This is a genomic window from Sedimentibacter sp. MB31-C6 (assembly GCF_035934735.1).
In the GTDB taxonomy this organism is placed as follows: domain Bacteria; phylum Bacillota; class Clostridia; order Tissierellales; family Sedimentibacteraceae; genus Sedimentibacter.
The window spans coordinates 2,271,853-2,289,447 of sequence record NZ_CP142396.1 but is presented as its reverse complement, the minus strand read 5'-3'; the positions used below and the strand labels follow the sequence as shown (position 1 = coordinate 2,289,447).

General features: G+C 29.5%; 14 protein-coding genes, 1 riboswitch and 1 other annotated feature. Of the genes, 1 reads left to right on the top strand and 13 read right to left on the bottom strand.

Annotated elements, in window-relative coordinates:
* Nucleotides 1–3: 3 nt before the first annotated feature.
* The 10 genes from U8307_RS10830 to U8307_RS10785 all read right to left on the bottom strand — a co-directional run bounded on the left by U8307_RS10830 (nt 4) and on the right by U8307_RS10785 (nt 12,114).
* On the bottom strand, nt 4–765 hold the full coding sequence (locus U8307_RS10830) for a serine hydrolase (RefSeq protein ID WP_326907787.1): 762 nt from the start codon (nt 763–765) through the stop codon (nt 4–6).
* 433 nt (nt 766–1,198) lie between these two features.
* Nucleotides 1,199–1,975, bottom strand: coding sequence for a sugar phosphate isomerase/epimerase family protein (locus U8307_RS10825; protein WP_326907785.1), 777 nt, complete (start codon nt 1,973–1,975; stop codon nt 1,199–1,201).
* Between the two features lie 244 nt (nt 1,976–2,219).
* Nucleotides 2,220–2,306, bottom strand: a riboswitch (cyclic di-GMP riboswitch).
* Between the two features lie 108 nt (nt 2,307–2,414).
* A complete protein-coding gene (locus tag U8307_RS10820; protein WP_326907783.1) occupies nt 2,415–4,064 on the bottom strand; it encodes a bifunctional diguanylate cyclase/phosphodiesterase in 1,650 nt (549 codons plus the stop codon).
* Between the two features lie 384 nt (nt 4,065–4,448).
* Nucleotides 4,449–5,828: an FAD-binding oxidoreductase gene (locus U8307_RS10815; RefSeq protein WP_326907781.1), complete on the bottom strand. Its 1,380-nt coding sequence runs from the start codon at nt 5,826–5,828 to the stop codon at nt 4,449–4,451.
* Between the two features lie 114 nt (nt 5,829–5,942).
* The gene (locus tag U8307_RS10810; protein WP_326907779.1) at nt 5,943–6,944 is read right to left on the bottom strand and encodes an electron transfer flavoprotein subunit alpha/FixB family protein; all 1,002 of its coding nucleotides are present in this window, start codon (nt 6,942–6,944) and stop codon (nt 5,943–5,945) included.
* Between the two features lie 9 nt (nt 6,945–6,953).
* On the bottom strand, nt 6,954–7,748 hold the full coding sequence (locus U8307_RS10805) for an electron transfer flavoprotein subunit beta/FixA family protein (protein ID WP_326907777.1): 795 nt from the start codon (nt 7,746–7,748) through the stop codon (nt 6,954–6,956).
* Nucleotides 7,749–7,788: 40 nt separating this feature from the next.
* Complete coding sequence (locus U8307_RS10800; protein WP_326907775.1) at nt 7,789–8,958, bottom strand: YkvI family membrane protein; 1,170 nt, start codon at nt 8,956–8,958, stop codon at nt 7,789–7,791.
* 156 nt (nt 8,959–9,114) lie between these two features.
* Nucleotides 9,115–9,344 (bottom strand) — a binding site (T-box leader).
* A 23-nt stretch (nt 9,345–9,367) separates the two neighbouring features.
* The gene (locus U8307_RS10795; protein ID WP_326907773.1) at nt 9,368–10,114 is read right to left on the bottom strand and encodes a hypothetical protein; all 747 of its coding nucleotides are present in this window, start codon (nt 10,112–10,114) and stop codon (nt 9,368–9,370) included.
* A gap of 378 nt (nt 10,115–10,492) precedes the next feature.
* Nucleotides 10,493–11,284: a sugar phosphate isomerase/epimerase family protein gene (locus tag U8307_RS10790; RefSeq protein ID WP_326907771.1), complete on the bottom strand. Its 792-nt coding sequence runs from the start codon at nt 11,282–11,284 to the stop codon at nt 10,493–10,495.
* Nucleotides 11,285–11,406: 122 nt separating this feature from the next.
* Nucleotides 11,407–12,114 carry a 16S rRNA pseudouridine(516) synthase gene (locus U8307_RS10785; RefSeq protein WP_326907769.1) on the bottom strand — a complete coding sequence of 236 codons (708 nt, stop codon included), beginning with the start codon at nt 12,112–12,114 and terminating at the stop codon, nt 11,407–11,409.
* 189 nt (nt 12,115–12,303) lie between these two features.
* On the opposite strand from U8307_RS10785, the gene U8307_RS10780 reads away from it, so the two are divergent.
* Nucleotides 12,304–12,915 (top strand): LysE/ArgO family amino acid transporter, encoded by a 612-nt coding sequence (locus U8307_RS10780; RefSeq protein WP_326907767.1) that lies wholly within the window; start codon nt 12,304–12,306, stop codon nt 12,913–12,915.
* Nucleotides 12,916–13,102: 187 nt separating this feature from the next.
* Here U8307_RS10780 and murA read toward each other — a convergent pair whose 3' ends face one another.
* The 3 genes from murA to U8307_RS10765 all read right to left on the bottom strand — a co-directional run bounded on the left by murA (nt 13,103) and on the right by U8307_RS10765 (nt 17,491).
* Nucleotides 13,103–14,356: a UDP-N-acetylglucosamine 1-carboxyvinyltransferase gene (murA, locus tag U8307_RS10775; protein ID WP_326907765.1), complete on the bottom strand. Its 1,254-nt coding sequence runs from the start codon at nt 14,354–14,356 to the stop codon at nt 13,103–13,105.
* A 368-nt stretch (nt 14,357–14,724) separates the two neighbouring features.
* The gene (locus U8307_RS10770) at nt 14,725–16,827 is read right to left on the bottom strand and encodes a sensor histidine kinase (RefSeq protein WP_326907763.1); all 2,103 of its coding nucleotides are present in this window, start codon (nt 16,825–16,827) and stop codon (nt 14,725–14,727) included.
* On the bottom strand, nt 16,796–17,491 hold the full coding sequence (locus U8307_RS10765; protein WP_326907761.1) for a response regulator transcription factor: 696 nt from the start codon (nt 17,489–17,491) through the stop codon (nt 16,796–16,798). Before U8307_RS10765 ends, U8307_RS10770 begins: the two co-directional genes overlap by 32 nt.
* Nucleotides 17,492–17,595: the final 104 nt, after the last annotated feature.

The window sequence follows — 17,595 nt, the reverse complement described above, 5'->3', positions numbered from 1 at the left end:
AATCTATTTATCAAGTTTACAACATTGATATGAAATATCACGAATCATTTGTTCAAATTCTGGTACATCAGTATAATTCGACACGAACACTATTACAAAAGGTTCTTCTGAATACACAATACCTACATCATTTGTAATACCATCGTCTTCACCTGTTTTATGAGCTACTTTAATGGATTCTGGTAATTTACCTGGAATTTTATGATTAATTTGCTGTTCCAACAATATTTCTTCTATCTCTTTGGAAACATTCTCATTGACAAAAGTTTTATTGTATATCTGTTCTAACAAATAACCTAATTCTCTTGGTACAATCACATTTTCTTTTCCCTCTTTTTGAGCACTTTCATCAAATAAAAGTCGATTAATTTTAGTATCTAATAACCCAATTTCATCAAATCCTTTGTTTAATTTTTCAATATTAAAATGTTTAATTAGAACATTAGTCGCAGTATTATCACTTAATGCAATCATAAGTTTGCATAACGTTCTCACATCTACATTAGGCTCGTCAGTAAATAAGTTTAATGCACCGCAACTTGGCATTTTATCACTATTTTTTACAGTTAATATTTCAGATAGGTTAACATTTTCCAATGCAGATTCACGAAATATCTCAGCCAAAATTGGAAGCTTTATTACACTAGCAGCCAAAAATGTATCATTTTCATTATAACATATTTCTTCGCCAGTAATGAGATTTTTATAATAAAAACCAATTTTACCTTTTGCAGTATTCAATTTTTCTAATATCCTAGTTTTCATAGTTTTCCTCCAATTATAATTTTTACCTTTAAATCATGTTGTACCGGTTGTCTCGGTTGTCCCGGGACGCATGCAATGCGTCCCCTACGTTTGTGTTGTATTTCCAATACGTATTCCAATGCGTCCCAATATCACGACCATTTTCATTTTCAATGTAGGGTATGCATTGTATGCATACCGCCACGGGTCGTGTTATATTGATTTAATCGTGTTGATTTGGTTTGTCCCGGGACGCATGCAATGCGTCCCCTACGTTTGTGTTGTATTTCCAATACGTATTCCAATGCGTCCCATTATTCGTCACAACAATATGTTAATTTCGTTTTCAATACGCAACGTAATGTGTTCCAATATTCATGCCAATATCACGTTAACTTTCATTTTCAATGTAGGGTATGCATTGTATGCATACCGCGGCGGGATGTGTTATGTGTTAAATTAATGAAATTAGATTATTTCTTGCTTTTATTAAAAAATCTAATGGTAGAAGTTTTTTATCTTCTTCGAATGGATAGGTTTCCATTGAAAAACTTTTACATTTTGTTTCTTTAATTATATTTATTATTTTCTGCCAATTAACATGACCTGTACCTGGAATCCAATGTCTATCGCATAGACCATCATTATCTGAAAGGTGGACGCATAACAATATATCTTTCCATTTGTCTAATATATCACCATTGCTTTGTCCATTTACGAAATCATGGGATGAATCATAACAAAACCCTATATAATTAGACTTAAATTCATTTAATATAAAATCAGTATAATGAAACATTTGAGTGTTTTCAAATGCTACCTTAATTTTAATATCTTCTGCAACTTTTACTATATTTTCAAATGATTTATATCCCGCTGTATAGTTTAATTCAATATTATTTCCCTGTGTGTTATGCATAACAACTGTATCTACACCAGAATTTTTACATTCATATAACCATTTAATAATTTTATTTGTATGTATTTCTCTTTTGTTTTCATCTTCATTCCAAAGCAAATTTATATCATCAAAAGGTAAATGTACATTATCTAATTTTAAATCATATGAATAAACTATATTTCTTAACTTTTTTCTATTTATATATGTAGGATAAGTTTCATCTTCCCACCATAACATTACATAGTCATAACCTGCTTCTTTTATTAATTTAATTCTTTCTTCAAAGGGTAATATATATCCAAACCAATGAAAAATTCCTGTTTCATTCATTGAATGCTCCTTAATATGTCAAGATTATTATTTCAATTATAGCTGTACTATGTAATTATAACAAGTCAAAATTATAATTTTTTCAGAAAGAAAGAACTACCTTGCTTTTAGCAAGATAGCTCCAAATTAAAAATACATAGTATTAGGAGAACAATTCCATGAAATCGATTGCAAATTAGGAATTAAAAAAACTCTGATTGTATGCCAAACAGAGCTAATACACTTATTATTATGTATTCGCAATTTTGGCGACCCGGCTACCATGGTTTATAAAACCTTAAGGCCCGTGGCTTTGCGTCCTCGACTTTCATCGAGTTTGCCTTTATCAATATGCTAGTTTATTCCAATTCAATTGTATTCCTTTATGAAGCATTTGTCAATACTATTTATAACATTTTATTAATTTTTTTACATTTAAAGTAATTTAATCCCATTATCTCTATCTGTTTACTTTAACGAAATACTTTGAAACTAATTTTTCTGGTTTTATAGGCCTACTGAAATAATATCCCTGCATAATGTCACAATTAATACTATTTAAAATATCAACTTGTTCTTTTGTTTCAACGCCTTCTGCTATTACTTCTAAACCTAACTTATGAACTAAATCTATTATACCTTCTACTATTATTCTATTTTTATTATATTTTATATTATTAATAAATGATTTATCAATTTTTATATAATTAAATGTTTTAGAGTAATTTATGAGATATTTATACGTATTATATCCTGTTCCATAATCATCTAATGATACTTTGATTCCATAATCTTTTATTTCATTAATCTTACTAAATACATTTTGTTCATCTTCTATAATTGTTCTCTCTGTTAATTCAAATTCTAAACACGAAGGTTCTAAATCATATAACTTAATATATTTTTTTGTAAATTTTAAAATTGAGTCATCATTTAAATCTCTTGATGAAAGGTTAATTGAAACATTTGTTTCTATACCTTTTTCTTTCCATACATTCAGTTGGTATATAGCATGTTTTATTACCCATTTTGTAACTTCATTAATAAAGCCTGCTTCTTCTGCTATATTAATTAATTGAGCAATAGATAAATTATTTTTTGAGTTATCATTCCATCTTAAAAGAGCTTCTACTCCTTCTATTTGATTTATCATATTAATTTTAGGCTGATATACTAAAGTAAATTCATCGTTTTGCAAAGCATCATAAAGTGTAACTAGTGTATTATAGTATTTTTCGCTTTCTATAGCTAAATTGTTATCATAAATTATTATTTCTCTTTGAGTAATATTTGCCTGTTCTAAAGCTCTATCCAATTTATATAGAATATCTTTCACACTATCACTATATGGTGGGAAAGATACTATACCCCCCTTTATAATAATTGATATTGGAAGATTATTTATATAAATTGGTGTTTTAGTTTTAGCAGCAAATTCCTTAGCTAATGAATAGGCCATATCAGAATTTATATCAGGTATGACTATTACAAATTTACTTGTATCTATTGAATAGATACTACCTGTAGGAAAAAAGTCTACTACCTTGTCCATTAATGCAGAAAAAGTATATTGACCCGTTTCAAAATCAACATATCTATTTATCATTTCCAAGTTTTCAAGTTTAAATATAATTATAGAAAAATTATTTTGATTTCTTGAATTAATAATTTGATTTATGTCATGTTTGAATTTATTAACATTTGGATATCCAGTATTTATATCTTCATAAGCTTTTTTTCTTTCTATATCATTTATACTTTTAATATGTTCAACTAGAAAACCAACAACTAAAACTATTGCTACAAACATAAATATTCGCAAAATCCAAGCACCAGCAGGCTGCGTTAATCCATTTAAAGGCATAAAGGGTCCAACTGTTAATCCTGATATAATAGAAAAAAATATGCCTCCCTTAGTACCAAATATAAACACAGCTAATAAAATAGGAATATAAAATAACTGTATTAAAGAACTCATTAATCCATCAGTTAAATATATAATTCCTCCAATTATAAAGATGCAAAATAATATTATGATACTCCATACTAAGTTAAATATAAAGTTATGATTTCTTGAACTTGTTAGATATTTCAATTGTTCAATCTTCATTGTATACTCTCCATAATTTAATTTTAGTTGTATGCATTATCATCAATGTCATTTTGTTTGTTTTTCTCAATTTTTGTTTATTTCTACCTTAATTACAGGTATACTTATTAATCTAATACCCATCTTTTAAGAATTATAACAGATTTTTATTATTTAAGTTAAATAAATCTGTTATTATGCAAATAGTAACAATTATTTGAATATATTGGTAAATTAATACACCCTATTTTAGCATATATTATATTATTCGTTAATTTTATAGGAAAAACTAGGGTATAATTAAAAAGCCTTCATTTTAATCTACTAAAATGAAGGCTTAACAGAAATGTCCAGCTGAATTGTTTTTGCTAGCGCTTAGATTAACAAGTATTAATGAAGTTTTTATTAAAGTGCTGTTCCTGGATTTAATATATTGTTGGGATCAAATACATTTTTTATTGCTTTCATAAGACTTAATTCTTTTTCTGAAAATTGAATTTTCAATTTATCGTTCCTTACTTTTCCAATACCATGTTCTCCTGTAATTGCTCCTTCGCATTCTACTACTAATTTAAAAATTTCATCTGCTAAATTATCATAGTTTTCTGGTTTTTGTGCATCTTCTGTTTGAATACTGTTATGCATATTACCATCACCTATATGTCCTATAGTTGAAATTTCAACATTATACTTTGTAGCTATTTTAGAAATACCCTGCATATATTTTGCTAAATTTTTAATAGGAACAGCCGCATCTATGGCATCTACTAAGTTTTTTTGCATACTTGGATATACATGGCTTCTAATTTCCAAAAGTGTACGTTGTTCTTTTGTGCTTTCTGCTACAAAACTTTCTATTGCATTATTTTCTTCACATATTCCTACAATCATCTCATACATTTCATATAAATCATCTTCTTTTCTTTCTGAAACAATAAAATATAAATCAACATTTCCAACACTTGAAGGCCATGTCATACCTATATCTTCAGCAGCTCTTAAAATAGAGCTTTTTTCCATATACTCAATAGCCAAGGGTTTTATTCCATTTTTAAATATTTCAGTCACAGCTTTAACTGCATCACTTTCATCATTAAATGAAACTAATAAACTACCTGAATATTTGTCTTTAGGTTTAAGTGCTAATGTAGCCTTTGTTACAATGCCTAATATACCTTCACTACCTATTATTAGATTCTTCAAATCTAAACCTGCATTGTTTTTAATTAACTTTCCACCTAAATAAATAATTTCTCCAGTAGGTAAAACCACCTCTAATCCTTTGACCTGTTCTCTCATAACACCATATCTTACAGCTCTAACACCGCCTGCATTCATGACTATCATACCACCTACTTGAGCGCCTTCATCTCCTGGGTGAATTGGAAAGTACAAACTATCGTGTTGATTAAACAATTCAACGATGTCAAGTAATGTTGCACCTGCTTCACATTCTACTGTTAATGAAGATTCATCTACTTCTATAATTTTGTTCATTCTTTCCATGGATATAATAATGCTTGGCATAATAGTAACTGCTGCTCCTGACAAACTAGTGCCACCGCCTCTAGCAACTACAGTTAATTTTTGGTCATTGGCATATTTTATAATTTGTGATATTTCCTCTGTGTTTGCAGGTTTTACTACAACACAATCTGTACACACTTTAGGTTTCATAGCTTTTTCTGTTTCGTCCTCACAGTAACTGCTAACTTTATCGGTATCAGTTACTACCCATTCGTTTCCCACAATTTGTTGCATTTTTTTTATTATTTGATCATTCATTTTAACCCTCCATTTTTCAATGTATATGTGTTAATCAACATTCCCAATGTATGTTTGCATTTTATGCAAACCGCGGGACACATTCAATGCGTCCCCTACGATTATTGACGAATTTCACATGTTATTTCCGACGTTGTGTTTGTTTTTTATTTCATTTATCAATTCAGGGATAATTTTAAACATATCCCCTATTATCGAATAGTCAGCTATATTTATTATTGGTGCTGACGGGTCGTTGTTTATTGCTATTATAGTATCTGAATCTTTCATCCCAGCAACATGCTGCGGTGCTCCTGATATTCCACAAGCAACATATATTGTAGGCTTAACTCTGTTTCCACTATACCCTACTTGATGTGCTTTTGAAATAATTCCTGTTTCAACTAATGCTCTAGAGGCTCCTACTTTTCCTCCTAATAATTCTGCTAGTTCTTCAATCATTTTCAAATCTTCTAAACTTTTCAAAGATGCTCCAACAGCTACTACTACATTTGCATCAGCTAAATTTATGTCTTCATTTGAAATTTCTTCTATTATTTCAACTAAATTATTTTCTAATTTAATAGATTGTACTTTAACTATTTCTCCGATTCGGCTTTCATCTCTTTCTGCTTCATCAAATTCCTTATATCTAACTGTAGCCATTTGAGGATAATTATCTGACTTAATATGAGCTAATATATTTTCGCTAAAAGCTGGTCTTATTTGAATTAATTTTCCATCTTCATCTATTTGCAAATCTGTACAATCCGCAGTTAATCCAGTTTCTAGAACTGCAGCTATTCTAGGAGCTAAACTTCTACCAAATGTTGTTGCTCCAAATAAGCAAATTTCTGGTTTAATTTCTTCAATAATTTTTACTAAATTTTGAGAGTATATTAATTCATCTGGTTTATTAAAAACTTCATCTTCAATATGGTATACTTTATCTGCTCCTCTGTAAATTAATTCATCAGTGTCTATATCCTTTGAGCCTAATACAACTGTATATAACCCACATTTTAGTTTTGATGCCAATAATTTTCCTTTTCCTAGCAACTCATATGAAACTTTGTGTATGTTATTATTCTTTTGCTCAGCAAAAATTATAATTCCATTGTATTCTTTCTCTGTCATGATTTCCTCCTATTGCAACACTTTGTTTTCTTTTAGAACATTCAATATTTCTGAAATGTATATATCATTATCTCTATATACTTTTCCGTCTCTTTTATTTTGAGAAGGTATTTCTATCTTTTTAACTTTTGTTGCTGAGCCATTAATTCCTATTTTCGTTTCATCTAGTATTTCTTTCAATTCTTCAAAATTCCATTTAGTTATCTCTGCTTTTCTTGCTTTCATCTTATTTTTGAATGATGGAAGTCTAGGTGTGTTCACATCTTTAGTAACGGTTATTAATATTGGAAATTTCCCCCGCTTTAAATATAATCCTTCCCATACATTACTAACAACATCAATATTATTTAGAGTATAGTCTTTTATACATTCAACATTGCTAATATGTGGTATCCCTAGACATCCAGCTATTTCAGGTCCTACTTGTCCAGTATCACCATCAACAGTTTGTATTCCCGCTATTACTAAATCATAGTTACCTATTTTTTTAATTGCTGCAGATAATATATTTGCTGTAGCTTTAACATCAGAGCCTCCAAACTTACTATCACTTAGAAGTATTCCTTCATGTGCTCCTCTTGCTATAGCTTCTTTTAATGATTCTTCTGCCTGTGGAGGTCCCATGGATAAAGCTATTACTTCAGCTTCTGTCTTTTCGCTTATTTGCAGTGCTGTTTCTAATGCATTTAAATCAAATGGATTGATTTCTGTTCCAGCTGACGCCCTGTTTATTCGTCCTTTTTCTTTGTCAAATTTAACTTTTTCCATATCGGGTACTTGTTTAATAAGTACTATGATTTTCATGTCTAATTCCTCCTGTTTTAAGTGCTCTAAACTCGTTCTCTTATTCGTTCTCTTGAGTCAATTTTTGATTTCCTTTTTTCATTCCTACTATAATAAATGGGAACAATACTACGAATATTGAGAAATATCCTAAATACTTATATCCTATATTAACTATAGAGGCAATTCCAAATGTTGATACTAATACGTCTAAAATCAACATCCCTAATACGATTAATATATTTCTTGATTTTTCTTGTTTTATTTTATTTACCAAATATTCTTTATTTCCATATCTAGCAACAAGTGAAAACGCAAATGCTATAATTGTTGACAAAGATGCCATTATTACGAATATAACATACACAGTTTCTAATATGGGCAATCCTAACTGCTGAACTATATAATAGTTTGGTAATAAACTGTTAATTGATTCAGGTTGATAAGCATAGTTTACTAACACGATAGCAACTAGCATCACTGTGTTCAATATTGTTCCTAGCGTTGCAGATTTAATTGAATCATTCTTACTTTTTAATCCTTGGGAAACTGAAATGCAATTTCCTATAATTCCAGTTGATTGGAAGCCTGCATATGTTATTGCCAACCAAATTCCTCCGAATAATGAGTAATCAGCAACTGATGTATTAGCCAAATTTGTACTGATTGCACTTCCGTTAGCTTTAATTCCCAAGAAAACAATTAAACCGATAACTACAAGTATTCCAACTGTTAGGGCTGTAGATGCAGCTTTCACTATTTCAGCTCCATAAATAACTAATATTACAGATATTAAAACCATTAATATAGTTCCAATCCAAATATTTAACCCAAAGTATTGTTCTAATAACTGAGCACTAGTTGCAATACAAAGGCCTGGTGCTAATAGCGACGTTACAAGGAATGATATTTCAAAAAATGCGCTAAATAATTTTTCGTGAGGATGAAAAAATTTATTAGTAAATGTTTTAAAATCATGTATCTCATGGACCCTAGAATATTCTATTGCAAAATATATAGCTAGTCCTAATAACGCCATTGCAAGTATCGGTGTAAACATTCCTATTATTCCATAAGCTGAGTAATATGATGCAACTTGCTTTCCTGAAGCAACGCCTGGTCCGGCGTGAGTACCAAACCATACTGCAGCTATTCCTAAAAACGGTGGAACAATTGAGTTCCTCTTTCTTTTTTGAGCATTTTCAATTTTGCTATCTGCTTTAATTTCCATATTTTCATTCTCCTATTAATTTATTTTCATAAATTAAACTTTGCGCATAGTTTAAAATATTTCCTGGGGTTAGGGGTTAGGGCTTTTCGCAGTCTTACAAAAAATAAAAAATCTTTCATTCCTATAAGCATATTTGTTTTTTTATACAAATGTGCTTATAGGGACGAAAGATCCGCGGTACCACCCTAATTATGATATAAATCATCACTCTTCGAAGTCAATCAACTTCTAACTCTGTAACGTGAGTATACGCATCTGCCTACTTGGTTTCCCTTTAAACAGATATGCTCTGCAGTGAATATTACATATTTTTTCATTGTTGGCTTCCACCGTTTCCAACTCTCTATAAATGACTAAAATATCTTTCTCTGCTTCAACGCATTAATTATTTTTGATGTTGGATGTAATATTAAACTATATTTTCATCCTTGTCAATAGTTTTTTTTGATTTATTTATAAACAAATCAAAAATATCACCATTTTTTAAAGAAAAATATCCGATTACTGAAATAATTAACGCACTTAGTGCATCAACTATTAAATCTTTCATTGTATCTGCAAGAGCCGCATGACCTACAAGTAATGTGCCATCCTGCAAGGCAAACTTCTGCATATTAAGAGACATTAATCCGTCAAATGTGTATTCATATATTTCCCACACCGTACCTGCTGATAATGCAAAGCAAAAAGCAAATAAAGCCACAAAAAAGGGACTTAATTCAAACTGTAATTTATCTGAATCATTAAGAAAACTAACTAAACTAAATCCTAAAGCTCCTAGCATTCCACCACTAAAAGCATGTAGTACAGAATCCCAATATGGTACTACATAATAAAAATCTCTAACTTCACCAAGATAGATTGCACAGAAAAGAAAAATAAAATATAATATTTCCATTTTATTAGGAATATCTATACACCATCTATGTTCAACAGCTGATGGTATTAACATAACAATCAATCCCAATATACATTGGATTAGCATTAAAACATAATCGCTTTTTACTTTTACATATGCCTCAGTAGTAACAACTTCGGAAGGTGTAGTAACAATTTTAACACTAGCATAAATTATTGACAATATTAGTATAATAAAAAGTAATCTACTAACTATTTTTTTCCAATCCCTTTTCTTATTTACTTTTTTATTTTTCATTATAATTCTCCTGATATTAAAATTAAGCAAATTAATATATGAGCATAAAGTTAGAGTAATTGTTCAAATTCATTATATTACTACGATGTTCATAAAATAATATGCTAATTCTGATAATAAAATACCTATTAATAGATGATATATACAATTGAAAAGTATATAATATGAAATTGTATCATTATTATATTGTTATAACAATATAATATTTCACATTTCAGACTTTACAATTATTTTTAAATAATTTATTTTTTTTTATTAGTACCCCATTTTTTTGTAGATACATGTCGTATATTGTAATGTACTGATATTTTGCATAACTGTTCTCTCCTAATTAGAGAATACACCCCCACCCCTGTTATGTAAGATATGGCAAAACCCCTAGCACACTAGGGGCTTTTTGTTTAGTTTTTTTATTGATTTTTTTAATGATTCAACAGTTTTAACTTCAATAAGAATAGGTATGTTTTTTGTTTCTGCAAATTTAATTAACTTGCTTATATTTAAATCACCTTCAAAGAGTACCTGGTGGTCCTTTTTTCCCTTAACATCGTGAATATGCATATGAGCTATATCATCTTTATGTTGCATTAAATATAGGCTATCAGTAAATTTACTTACAGCATCATGTCCTACATCCCATGTAAGCTTAACGTTAGGTAATTTTATTGCTTTATTTAAGGTTTTTTGAATATAACTTTTATCAAAGTTACTGCTATTTTCTATGGCTAATATTATATTAAACTTTTTTGCTTTTTTTGATAGAAAATCAATTGATTTTGTAAAGTTGTTTATGTATTCATCGCAATATTCTTCGTACATATAGACTTTCCTATCAGGAAGTGTCATTTTAGCTCCTTCAATTATATGCATATTTAAAAGTTTTACTCCCGATTCAATAGCCCAATCAAATGTGTCTGAAAAAAGTTTTACATATCCTTCTCTAACACTATTATAAAAAGTTCCTAAATCTGCTTCATCTGGCATATGCATTGTAAATTCAATATTTGTTTCTTTTGTGATATTTTTAAGTTCTATAGGATTTATGTTTTCTATGAAGTTATATGGTAAGTTCATATTTAATTCAATAAAGTTTAATTTTAATTCTAAACATAAGTTTACTAATTGAGTCAATGATGTGTATTCAACTAGTGCTGGCATACCTATTTTCATGTTTAACCTCCTTGTTGGTTCGGGTTAGTCGTTGGGGTCTCGGGACGCATTCAATGCGTCCCCTACGTTTGTGGGGCCGATTTTCATTTTGGAATCGTTGGGGTCGCGGGACGCTGCGTCCCCTACAGTTTGTGTATTTCTTCTTTGGTTAGGTGTCTGTATTGTCCTAACTTTAATGTTTCATCGAGATTCAATGGACCCATGGATATTCTTTTGAGATAAACTACTTCATTATCGATTCCTTTAAACATTCTTTTTATTTGATGATATTTACCTTCTTTTATTGTTACATAACATTTGGATGGATATCCTGATTCTATTATTTCTAATTTAGCTGGTAATGTATTATATCCATCTTCTAAGGTTACTCCCTTGGCAAAGGCTTTTACGTCCTCCTCTATTACTTCTTCTGCAACTTCTACATAATATTTTTTATTTACATGTTTTCTAGGTGATAGTAAGTCATGTGCAAGTTTTCCATTATTCGTTATTAATAATAGTCCTTCTGTATCTTTGTCAAGTCTTCCTACTGGAAAAGGCTCATAAAACTTATCGTTATCTTCTAACAAATCTATAACTGTTTTATCATAGTTGTCTTCTGTTGCTGAAACAACTCCTTGAGGTTTATTCATCATTAGATATATATACTGAACATATTTTACAGTTTCGTTTTTATATTTTATTTCGTCAACTTCTGTATCTATTATTTTAGAACTATCTTTTATTATTTCATCATTTATTTTTATAAAACCTTTCTTAGCGTCTTGTTTTATTTGTTTTCTCGATCCAAGACCTATATTTGATAGCATTTTATCTATTCGCAGTTTCATGAATTTCTTTCCTCCTGTAACTATAGATAAGCGATTTTCTCATTTTATTTTCCTATTGTTCATAGTTTAATTGTTTTTATATGGTGTGTCAACGAAAAGATATTGTAAATTGAAATTGACAAAGATATAAATTAGATATATCATTTTAAATAGGCTCGTCTAAATTTAAGAGGAAATAGTGAGGTATCTATGATTGAAACAATTATTAAAGGTTTTACCATTGGAATAGCTTATGTAGCTCCAATCGGTATGCAAAACATGTATGTAATAAATACAGCCATGACTCAAAGTCGTTCAAGAATGTATCAGGTAGCTATTATAACTATTTTATTTGATATTTCTTTGGCTCTAGCATGTTTTTTTGGAATGGGTGCATTAATAGAGGCAGTACCTATAATAAAAAAAATAATGTTAGGTCTTGGTTCTATAGCGATTATTTGGATTGGTATTCAATTAATTCGATCAACACCAAAACTAAATACTAGTGTTGAAACAAAGAAGACATTGTTACAGGTTGCATTCTCATGTTTTTTGGTGACATGGGCAAATCCCCAAGCTTTAATAGATGGAACTCTATTGTTTGGTGGATTTAGGGCATCATTACCTGCTGAAATGGCTAAATATTTTATAATAGGGTCTTCTTTAGCTTCATTTGTATGGTTTGGTTCTCTGGGAACAATAGTTAGTGTATTCAAAAAAGTATTCAACGAAAAGGCATTGAAAGTAATCAATGTAGTTTGTGGAATCATAATCATTTATTATGGAATTAAATTAGGAATTAATTTTTTTAACATTTTATAAACAACAAACCACGGGACGCATACAATGCGTCCCCTACGTTTGTGTCATGATTTTACATTCGAATCATGTTGGGTTTGCATTGTATGCAAACCGCGGGACGCATACAATGCGTCCCCTACGTTTGTATCCTGATTTACATTCGAATAATGTTGGATTTAATTATCAATGTGCGAATGATAACATGTTATTATTCTTCGAGTCTAATTTTTGCTCCAACATTTTGTAATTTTCCTATTATATCAGCATAACCTCTTTCTATATGGTAAACATCTGTAATTTCTGTTTCACCTTCTGCTATTAGGCCAGCTATTATTAAAGCAGCTCCTGCTCTTAAGTCAGTAGCTTTTACCTTGGCACCGGTTAATTCACTTTTTCCTGTTAAAACAGCACTACTGCCCTCTATTTTTACATTAACTCCCATACGCATTAACTCGTTTGCATGCATAAATCGGTTTTCAAATATAGTTTCGTGTATTATACTTGTGCCATCAGCTATTGAAAGCAATGCCATAAATTGAGCCTGCATATCCGTTGGAAATCCAGGGTATGGAAGGGTTTTGATATCTACTGGTTTTATAATTCCATTTGATACTACTCTTATTTTATCTTCATACTCTTCTATATGTGCCCCAGTTTCATTTAATTTTGCTATAATTGGTTGCAAGTGACTTGATACTATATTTTCAATTAGCAAATCACCACCTGTTGCTGCTGCTACCACCATATATGTTCCTGCTTCTATTCTATCAGGTATAACTGTATGCTCAGTTTTATGCAGTTTTTTTACACCTTTAATTCGAATAGTTTTAGTTCCTGCACCAATAATATTTCCGCCCATACTATTAATGAAATTTGCCAAATCAACAATTTCTGGTTCTTCTGCAGCATTTTCTATAATTGTTTCTCCTTCAGCGAGAACTGCTGCCATTATTAAATTTTCCGTTGCGCCAACACTAGGGAAATCCAAATAAATGTAATTTCCAATTAATTTATCAGTCTTAGCATTCACATATCCATTTTCTGATTTAATATCAGTTCCTAAAGCTTTAAACCCTTTTAAGTGCAAATCAATAGGGCGTGTCCCTATTGCGCACCCTCCTGGCATATAAATTTTAGAATTTCCACATCTCGCCAACAAAGGACCCATTACAAGAAACGAAGCCCTCATTTTTGATATTAATTCATATGGTGCTTCGCATGTAGTAATATTTTTAACTGTTATTTTAAGTGTATTGCTTTCTATTTCTTCTATGTCTGCTCCTAAAACTTTTAGTAGCTGACACATTATTTCAACATCTTTTAATTTCGGTATATCATGAATAATACATTCTTCTTCTGAAAGAAGTGTTGCTGCCAAAATTGGCAAAATTGCATTCTTTGAGCCATCAACTCTAATAGTACCTGCAAGTTCCAGACTTTTATTTACTTTTATTTTTTTCATTTATCTCTCCATAAACTACTGATTTCCAGTATGATATCTATGTAATATACTATTAATCTAATTTTATTTTGTTACTTATTTTATTCCTCATATATTTTAACATCATTTATATTACATTTCAATTACAAATTTTGCATTAAAGCCATTTTTAAGGAAAAGAAAGTTTATAATTGAGAAACGTTACACTAAAAAATTTTTAAACATCATTGCATATACTTAATGAATATATAACAAAAATAAAAAAAAGAAAAAGCGTATTATTAAAATAAAGGGGGACGTTATATTTAAAAGTTACACACTTTTTCTTTTTTTATATTATTAACTGGATGCTATTTTTTATTCATATTTTTTTATAACTTTTTTAAATTTTAATGTGAATATTTTTCTAATTTTATTTCCGCTTTAAACAAATCACCATCAATACTTATACTTAACAATCCTTTTTGAATTTCCATTAAACTTCTAGCTATTGCTAACCCTAGACCATTACCTTCTGAGCTCCTAGATTCATCACCTCTTTTGAATCTTTCCATTAATTCATCTACTGGAATATTCAGTTCTTTTGCTGAGACATTTTTAAAGCAAATGTATACATTTTGTTCTAATTGAGTAATATCTATATAAACTCGTGAACCTTTCAATGCATATTTAAATATGTTTGAAAGTAAGTTTTCCATAACCCTACTTAATAGTCTACCGTCTGCATTTGCGTATATTCTATCCTCAGTTGCAGTAACCTTAAATTGCAGTTTTTTATCTTGTATTTTATCGTTTGATTCTCCCAATATTTGTGAAACTAATGCATTCACATTTACCCTTGAAAAATGAGGCTCAATACTGCCACTTGTTGCTTTTGCTGCTTCGAATAAATCTTCTGTAAGGTTTTTTAGTCTATTAGATTTTCGGTCCAAAACATCCAAATATTTCATAGCATTCTTTGAATCAAGTCCCTCTCGTTTAAGCAAGTCAACATAGGAAATTATTGAAGTTAAAGGTGTTTTAATATCATGGGAAACATTTGTAATTAACTCACTTTTGAGCCTTTCACTTTTTACTTCGTTTTGTACAGCCATTTTTATACCATCTGTTAGTTCGTTTATATCTTCTGCTAATTGCTTAAATTCTCCATTACCTTCTAAATTTATTTTATAGGCATAATCTCCCTCTTTAGTAAATTTAATTCCATCTAATATGGTTTTAAAAGATATTACTTTTTTATAAACAAAGAAAGAAGCAAATATTAAAATTAATAACAATAAAAAATTGTTTTTTGTTCCTAATATTGTAGTTCCCATTAAAATAATTATACCAGTTATGGATTTAAACATTAGAGGGCCACCTCTGAATAGTTTAACTATAATTTCTATAATTTTAGACAAAACGATATAAATAACAGAATATCTTATAATTGTTCCTTTTTTTATATGTTTCACTATTGAAAGAAATAGACCTATAAATGCTGTAGATAATGCAGCCACTGATGAAAGCATTGCTAGTTTCATTAAATTTATATTTATATATCTTATACTAAGTACTTCATTAAATCCAACTATACCTATTGCCACAAGACCTATTATTGAAATCAAATTTAAATCGGTATATAACTTATCTAAAAATATTATGTGGATTTCTTCAGTTCCATTTCTTCTACCAGCTACAATCATTAGGTAAACGAAGCATATTAGCGTTATAACAATACAAATTAATATGATAATTGCATTCTTGATTAAAGTATGTCTATCATTATTCCATTTATCTATTCGAGTTGCCAATCCTTCATCTGTTATACCAACATAAATTACAGTTTCATCTATACCATTTTCAATACTTTCTAATTTGTCTACTAATGAAGGCGAATAACTATTTTTCCCATTTTCTGGCTTAATTACCGTGCCATCTTCATCAATAAGCAAATATGCAGTTCTTATTTCATAAAATGATTTTCTATCAATTTCTGTATTAGTAGAAATATTTTTTCCGTCATAAGCATAGTATATTAATCCTTCTGGATTATTTAAGTCATCTAATATTTTTTCATAGTTAGACAAGTCAGTTTTTATAATTGCTTTTTTTATATCTTCTATTTCGTCGCTTTTTTCAATCCAAAATAACTCTTCTGTTTCTATATTATCTTCATAATTGTTTTCAACAACAAAATTATTGTATAAATTAGTTAGTTGCCAACTATCTTCAATTTTCAAATTCTCTATGGTTCCACCATTTATAATAAAATCCTTACCTTTATAAACGCGTAATAAATACTCCAACCTATTAGCACCATGACGCAGTTCGTCACTTAGGGTATTGCTTTGAATATAATTTTCAACAGTAATACTTTCATAGTTTTCTACATTCAAAAATACTTCCAAGCATGAAAAAACTCCTAACATAAGGCTAAATACTAATAAAATAAATGCGGTTGTTTTTGTAATTGTTTTTCTACTTAATGTCTTCCACTTTATAGCCAACACCCCACACCACCTTCAGGTATTTTGGATTTTTAGGATCAATCTCTATTTTTTCTCTTATACGTCTAATATGAACTGCTACAGTATTTTCTGGATTAAAGGAAGGTTCATTCCATACATTTTCATATATTTCGTCTATAGAAAATACAGTTCCTAAATTTTGAGATAAAAGTAAAAGTATTTTATACTCAACAGGGGTAAGTTTTACTATGTCACCATCCACAGTTACTTCTTTTCTATCATCATCAATCAACAAATTACCTGTTTTATAAAGATTTTTATTGTCCTTTTCTAAAGCTCCCCCCAATGTAGTATATCTTCTAAGTTGTGATTTTACTCTTGCAATGAGCTCCATAGGATTAAAGGGTTTTGTAATATAGTCATCTGCCCCCATATTTAATCCCAAAACAACATCAATGTCTTCTGATTTTGCTGTAAGCATTATTACAGGAATATTTTTGATTTCTCTAATTTTAGTTGTTGCCTTTATACCATCCATTTCAGGCATCATTATATCCATAAGTACCAAATGGATATCATTATTCTCCACCGTTTCAATAGCATCTAATCCTGTGTAAGATTTAAAGATATTGTATCCTTCGTTTTTTAAATATATTTCTACTGCTTCTACTATTTCCACATCATCATCACAAACTAATATATTCATATATACCTCCTATGTATTGCAACTTATTATAACGTTAGTAAAAAAAATACTATAATTAAAATTATAGTATAGAATTATTAATATTAACTTTAGTATAATCATAA

Excerpts from the sequence above, each read along its gene's own strand:
- U8307_RS10805 (WP_326907777.1), bottom strand. The coding sequence starts at position 7,748 with ATGAAAATCATAGTACTTATTAAACAAGTACCCGATATGGAAAAAGTT.
- U8307_RS10765 (WP_326907761.1), bottom strand. The coding sequence starts at position 17,491 with ATGAATATATTAGTTTGTGATGATGATGTGGAAATAGTAGAAGCAGTA.
- U8307_RS10820 (WP_326907783.1), bottom strand. The coding sequence starts at position 4,064 with ATGAAGATTGAACAATTGAAATATCTAACAAGTTCAAGAAATCATAAC.
- U8307_RS10830 (WP_326907787.1), bottom strand. The coding sequence starts at position 765 with ATGAAAACTAGGATATTAGAAAAATTGAATACTGCAAAAGGTAAAATT.
- U8307_RS10785 (WP_326907769.1), bottom strand. The coding sequence starts at position 12,114 with ATGAAACTGCGAATAGATAAAATGCTATCAAATATAGGTCTTGGATCG.
- U8307_RS10795 (WP_326907773.1), bottom strand. The coding sequence starts at position 10,114 with ATGAAAAATAAAAAAGTAAATAAGAAAAGGGATTGGAAAAAAATAGTT.
- murA (WP_326907765.1), bottom strand. The coding sequence starts at position 14,356 with ATGAAAAAAATAAAAGTAAATAAAAGTCTGGAACTTGCAGGTACTATT.
- U8307_RS10800 (WP_326907775.1), bottom strand. The coding sequence starts at position 8,958 with ATGGAAATTAAAGCAGATAGCAAAATTGAAAATGCTCAAAAAAGAAAG.
- U8307_RS10825 (WP_326907785.1), bottom strand. The coding sequence starts at position 1,975 with ATGAATGAAACAGGAATTTTTCATTGGTTTGGATATATATTACCCTTT.
- U8307_RS10780 (WP_326907767.1), top strand. The coding sequence starts at position 12,304 with ATGATTGAAACAATTATTAAAGGTTTTACCATTGGAATAGCTTATGTA.
- U8307_RS10810 (WP_326907779.1), bottom strand. The coding sequence starts at position 6,944 with ATGACAGAGAAAGAATACAATGGAATTATAATTTTTGCTGAGCAAAAG.
- U8307_RS10815 (WP_326907781.1), bottom strand. The coding sequence starts at position 5,828 with ATGAATGATCAAATAATAAAAAAAATGCAACAAATTGTGGGAAACGAA.
- U8307_RS10790 (WP_326907771.1), bottom strand. The coding sequence starts at position 11,284 with ATGAAAATAGGTATGCCAGCACTAGTTGAATACACATCATTGACTCAA.